We start from the raw sequence: 4,983 nt of genomic DNA, 5'->3' as shown, positions 1-4,983 counted from the left end.
ACTCCCCCCAACTCCCCCCATACCCCCACATTCCTATTCCTTCGCACAACACCTTCGATCCAGGAGAACGCCATGAACACGCTCCTCTTCCGCCGCGCAGCCGTAGCCGTGTCCGCAGCAGCCGTGCTGCCGCTGACGCTGACCGCCTGCTCGTCGGACGACTCCTCCAAGGACTCGGCGGCAGGCTCGACGCCCAGCGCGTCCACGCCGGCGAGCCCCTCGGCCGATGACTCGGCGACCATGGACGAGCCGTTCGGCCCGGCCTGTTCGTCGGTGCCGAAGGAAGGCGCGGGCTCGTTCGACGGCATGGCGAAGGACCCGGTCGCCACGGCCGCCTCGAACAACGAGGAACTGTCGACGCTGGTGGCCGCCGTGAAGCAGGCCGGCCTGGTCGACACGCTCAACAACGCGGAGAACATCACGGTGTTCGCCCCGACCAACGACGCCTTCGCGAAGATCCCGAAGGCCGACCTGGACGCCCTGCTGGCGAACAAGGCCGAGCTCACCGAGGTGCTCACCTACCACGTGGTGGGCCAGAAGCTGACGCCGCAGCAGCTGGAGAAGGGCTCCTTCGACACGCTGGAGAAGAGCAAGCTGACGACGGCCGGCTCGGGCACCGAGTACACCGTGAACGACTCCTCGAAGGTCGTCTGCGGCAACGTCCCGACCGCCAACGCGACGGTCTACATCGTCGACACGGTCCTGATGCCCCCGAAGTAACCCCCGCTGATCCCCCACGGACGAGGGGCGGGAAGCCGCGTACACCGCGACTTCCCGCCCCTCGTCGTGCGCGCCGACCATCGGGCCCGCTGGGCATCGGTGCGATCCCGGACCGCTGGACCGAGCCCCTGCACGTACCGCTGCCCGGCTACGGCGACCGCCGCCTGACCACGGATGACCTCCGCACCCTGGCCGCCCGGCTGGACGCCGACGGCCCCCGGGCCACCTGAGAAATTCCCTCCGACAAGACCGCCGGAAATGTACGCATAAGCACCAGATAAGAGCACTATGGAGGGAAGGGCGCCTGCCGCATCCCTTCGCACGGCGGCGGGGCCCGCAGGAACGAAGGAGACGAAATCTCATGAGCAACGTCTCACACGCGAGGAGCGACATATCGGGCCACCCCGATGCCTCCGAAATGCGTGCGCGGTACGACCGCGTGATGGGCGGTCGTGATGTGGCGCTGGTGGACGCGCCGGTGTTCCTCGTCGGTCTCTACTGCGCCGTTTCCCCGTGGGTGCTGCACTTCACGGCGAGCCAGCCGGCCCTGGTGACGCACAACCTGGTGATGGGCATCGCCATCGCGGTCCTGGCCCTCGGCTTCACCGTGATGCCCGAGCGCATGTCCGGCCTGAGCTGGGCGCTCTGCGCGATCGGCGCGTGGATCATCGTGTCGACCTGGGTGGTGGGCAGCAGCCCCGACACCGGGGTCGTGATCAACAACATCGTCGTCGGCGGACTGGTGGTCCTGCTGGGCATGGTCTGCGCAGGAGCCGCGGCCAAGAGCCGCAGCACCTGACCACGACGCCTCCCGACAACCCCCGCGCCTCCCACCGCCCGAGGACCGCTTCCCAGCCCCTCCGGCGTTTGAGGAGCGGGGCCCCATCTCAGCCCCTCCGGCGCTTGAGGAGCGGGGTCCGGGGCGGAGCCCCGGTTTCGGGAAGGGGCGGGTAGGGGAACAAGCCCGCCGCAGGCGCCACACCCCAGCCCCCCACCCCGGTCACCCGACCGAGCTGTAGGCCACCACCCCCCGCAACACCGCATCCACCGCCTTACGCGCATTCCTCGCCACCCCCGACGCCCCCGCCCCCGCATCCCGAGGAGCCGCCGCAGCCACCTGCCCCAGCACATCGATCACCTGCTTGCACCACCGCACGAAGTCCCCCGCCGGCATCTCCGCCTCGCGCAGCACCTCGTCCAGCGTCCGGCCGGAGGCCCACATGTAGACCGCCCAGGCGAAGCCGAGATCGGGCTCGCGCTGCCCGACCCCTTCCGTCTGGTTGATCTTGAAGTCCTCCTCCAGGGCGTCCAGCCGCCCCCAGATCCGCACCATCTCGCCCATGGCGACCTTGGCCGGCCCGGACGGCAGCTTCGGCGCGACCGCGTCATCGGCCTGCCGCGCCTCGTACACCAACGCCGAGACACAGGCCGCCAGTTCAGCAGGGTTGAGGCCTTCCCAGACCCCCTCCCGCAGACACTCGCTGGCGAGCAGATCCAGCTCCCCGTACAGCCGGGCCAGCCGCCGCCCGTTCTCCGTGACCTCGTTGCCCCGGAGATAGTCCAGCTCGGTCAGGAGCGCGACGATCCGGTCGAAGGTGCGGGCGATCGTGTTCGTCCGCCCCTCGATCCGCTGCTCCAGCTGCCGCGTGTCCCGCTGCAGCCGGTGGTAGCGCTCGGCCCACCGCGCGTGGTCCTCGCGCTCGTCGCACCCATGGCACGGATGAGCGCGCAGCTCGGTCCGCAGCCGGGCGATCTCGCGGTCGTCGGCGGCCGGCGCCCGCCCCTTGCGGTGCCGGTCGGGCACGATGTGCCCGGCCTTGGACCGCAGCGCCGAGGCCAGATCGCGCCGGGACTGCGGCGAGCGCGCGTTGAACGACTTCGGAACGCGCATCCGGTCCAGCGCCTCGACCGGCACCGGGAAGTCCATCGAGGCCAGCCGCTTGACCTGCCGCTCGGCGGTCAGCACCAGCGGACGCGGCCCGTCGTGGTGGTCGAACCCGCGGTGCCCGTTGGCCCGCCCGGCGGGCAGCCCCGGGTCCAGCACCAGCGCCAGCCCCGCGAACTTCCCCGTCGGCACATGGATGATGTCCCCGGGCTTCAGCTTCTCCAGCGAGGAGGCCGCCGCCACCCGCCGCTGGGCCGCACCCTGCTTGGCCAGCTCCGTCTCGCGGTCCTTGAGGTCGCGCCGGAGGCGCGCGTACTCCTCGAAGTCGCCGAGGTGGCAGGTCATGCCCTCCTTGTAGCCCTCCAGGCCCTCCTCGTTGCGCTGCACCTGCCGCGAGATCCCGACGACGGACTTGTCGGCCTGGAACTGGGCGAACGAGGTCTCCAGCAGCTCCCGCGAACGGTGCCGCCCGAACTGCTGCACCAGGTTGACCGCCATGTTGTACGAGGGGCGGAAGCTGGAGCGCAGCGGATACGTACGCGTCCCGGCGAGGCCGGCCAGCGCCGTCGGGTCCATGCCGCGCTGCCACAGGACCACCGCATGGCCCTCGACGTCGATGCCGCGGCGGCCGGCCCGGCCGGTGAGCTGGGTGTACTCGCCGGGGGTGATGTCGGCGTGCTGCTCGCCGTTCCACTTGACGAGCTTCTCCAACACCACCGAGCGCGCGGGCATGTTGATGCCGAGCGCGAGGGTCTCGGTGGCGAAGACGGCCTTCACCAGTCCCTTGACGAACAGCTCCTCGACGACCTCCTTGAAGGTCGGGAGCATGCCCGCGTGATGCGCGGCGATGCCCCGCTCCAGGCCTTCGAGCCACTCGTAGTAGCCCAGGACGTGCAGGTCCTCGCCGGGGATGGACGCGGTCCGCTCCTCGACGATCTCGCGGACCAGCCGACGCTTGTCCTCGTCGTTGAGGCGGAGTCCTGCGTACAGGCACTGCTGCACGGCGGCCTCGCAGCCGGCCCGGCTGAAGATGAAGGTGATGGCGGGCAGCAGGCCCTCGTTGTCCAGCCGGTCGATGACCTCGGGGCGGCCGGGCGTCCAGATCCGGCTGCGCTGTCGCCGCTCGCGCTCACGGTCGGCCTCGCGGACCATCTTGCCGCGGCGGCGGTCGCGCGGGTTGTAGCCCTGCTGGTTCTCCTGCCGGGCGAGGCGGACCAGGTCCGGGTTGACCTCGCGGCGTCCGGCGCCCCGGCCGCCGTGGTCGGTCGCCTCCTCGAACAGGTCGTACATCTTGCGGCCGGCCATCACGTGCTGCCAGAGCGGCACCGGACGGTGCTCGGAGACGATCACCTCGGTGTCGCCGCGCACGGTGTCCAGCCAGTCGCCGAACTCCTCCGCGTTGGAGACGGTCGCCGACAGGGAGACCAGCGTCACCGACTCCGGGAGGTGAATGATCACTTCCTCCCACACCGCGCCCCGGAAGCGGTCGGAGAGGTAGTGCACCTCGTCCATGACCACATAGCCGAGCCCGGACAACGACTGGGAGCCCGCGTACAGCATGTTCCGCAGGACCTCGGTGGTCATCACGACCACCGGCGCCTCGGAGTTGACGCTGTTGTCGCCGGTCAGCAGGCCGACCTTGTCCGCGCCGTACCGCTTGACGAGATCGGCGTACTTCTGGTTGGAGAGCGCCTTGATCGGCGTGGTGTAGAAGCACTTGCGGCCCTGCTCCAGGGCCAGGTGCACGGCGAACTCGCCGACGATCGTCTTGCCCGACCCCGTGGGGGCCGCGACCAGCACCCCCTTGCCCGCCTCAAGGGCCTGGCAGGCCTCGATCTGGAACGGGTCCAGTCCGAACTCGTACATCTCCCGGAAGGGCCCGAGGGCCGTCGCCATCTCGGCCGCGCGGGCCCGGGATGCCTGGTATCGCTCAGCTGGTGAGAGGTCCTCTGTCATCTTGGCTACGAGCCTACCCGCCACCTCCGACAGTCAGCGCGATCTTTAAATGCCCTTGGCCTTCCACCCTGCCGGCGCCCGGTCAGCGCCCGGTGAGCACCCGCACGGCACCCGGTACGCAGGTGGCGGTGAGCGGCAGCGCGCCCAGCGGTTCGCCGTCCGCGTACGCCGTGACGCCGGCCGCCGCCAGCTCGATCGAGGAGACCCGGTGCACGGTGACGGCGGGGTGGGTCAGGTGTGTGCCCTTGTAGACCTTCGGGAAGACCTTGAGGAGCGTGGTGCGGGTGCACTCCCCCACCACGGTCACGTCGAAGAGCCCGTCGTCCATCTCGGCGTCGGCGCAGATCCGCATGCCCCCGCCGTACGTGGTCCCGTTGCCCACCGCGATGAGCGTGGCCTCGATCTCGCGGGCCTCCCCCCCC

At 70.3% G+C, this 4,983-nt stretch carries 3 protein-coding genes and 2 pseudogenes; 3 read left to right on the top strand and 2 right to left on the bottom strand.

The features are described 5' to 3' along the window. The first annotated feature begins 72 nt into the window (after positions 1–72). The 3 genes and pseudogenes from G3I54_RS06875 (at position 73) to G3I54_RS06870 (ending at position 1,519) form a co-directional block, all read left to right on the top strand. Positions 73–720 (top strand): fasciclin domain-containing protein, encoded by a 648-nt coding sequence (locus tag G3I54_RS06875; RefSeq protein WP_164612146.1) that lies wholly within the window; start codon positions 73–75, stop codon positions 718–720. A gap of 92 nt (positions 721–812) precedes the next feature. Beyond that, positions 813–950 (top strand): annotated as a pseudogene (locus G3I54_RS39340) (ADP-ribosylglycohydrolase family protein); the annotation flags it as partial. A 131-nt stretch (positions 951–1,081) separates the two neighbouring features. Beyond that, positions 1,082–1,519 carry an SPW repeat protein gene (locus tag G3I54_RS06870; protein WP_164612144.1) on the top strand — a complete coding sequence of 146 codons (438 nt, stop codon included), beginning with the start codon at positions 1,082–1,084 and terminating at the stop codon, positions 1,517–1,519. Positions 1,520–1,720: 201 nt separating this feature from the next. On the opposite strand, the gene G3I54_RS06865 is transcribed toward G3I54_RS06870, so the two are convergent. Beyond that, positions 1,721–4,561, bottom strand: a complete 2,841-nt coding sequence (locus G3I54_RS06865; protein WP_164612142.1) for a DEAD/DEAH box helicase — start codon at positions 4,559–4,561, stop codon at positions 1,721–1,723. Positions 4,562–4,643: 82 nt separating this feature from the next. Next, positions 4,644–4,983 (bottom strand): annotated as a pseudogene (locus G3I54_RS06860) (sphingosine kinase); the annotation flags it as partial.

It is taken from the genome of Streptomyces sp. SID14515 (assembly GCF_010548505.1).
GTDB classification, from domain to species: domain Bacteria; phylum Actinomycetota; class Actinomycetes; order Streptomycetales; family Streptomycetaceae; genus Streptomyces; species Streptomyces caviscabies.
Note: the sequence above shows the minus strand (reverse complement) of the source record. Positions and strands in the feature narration are given on the sequence as shown.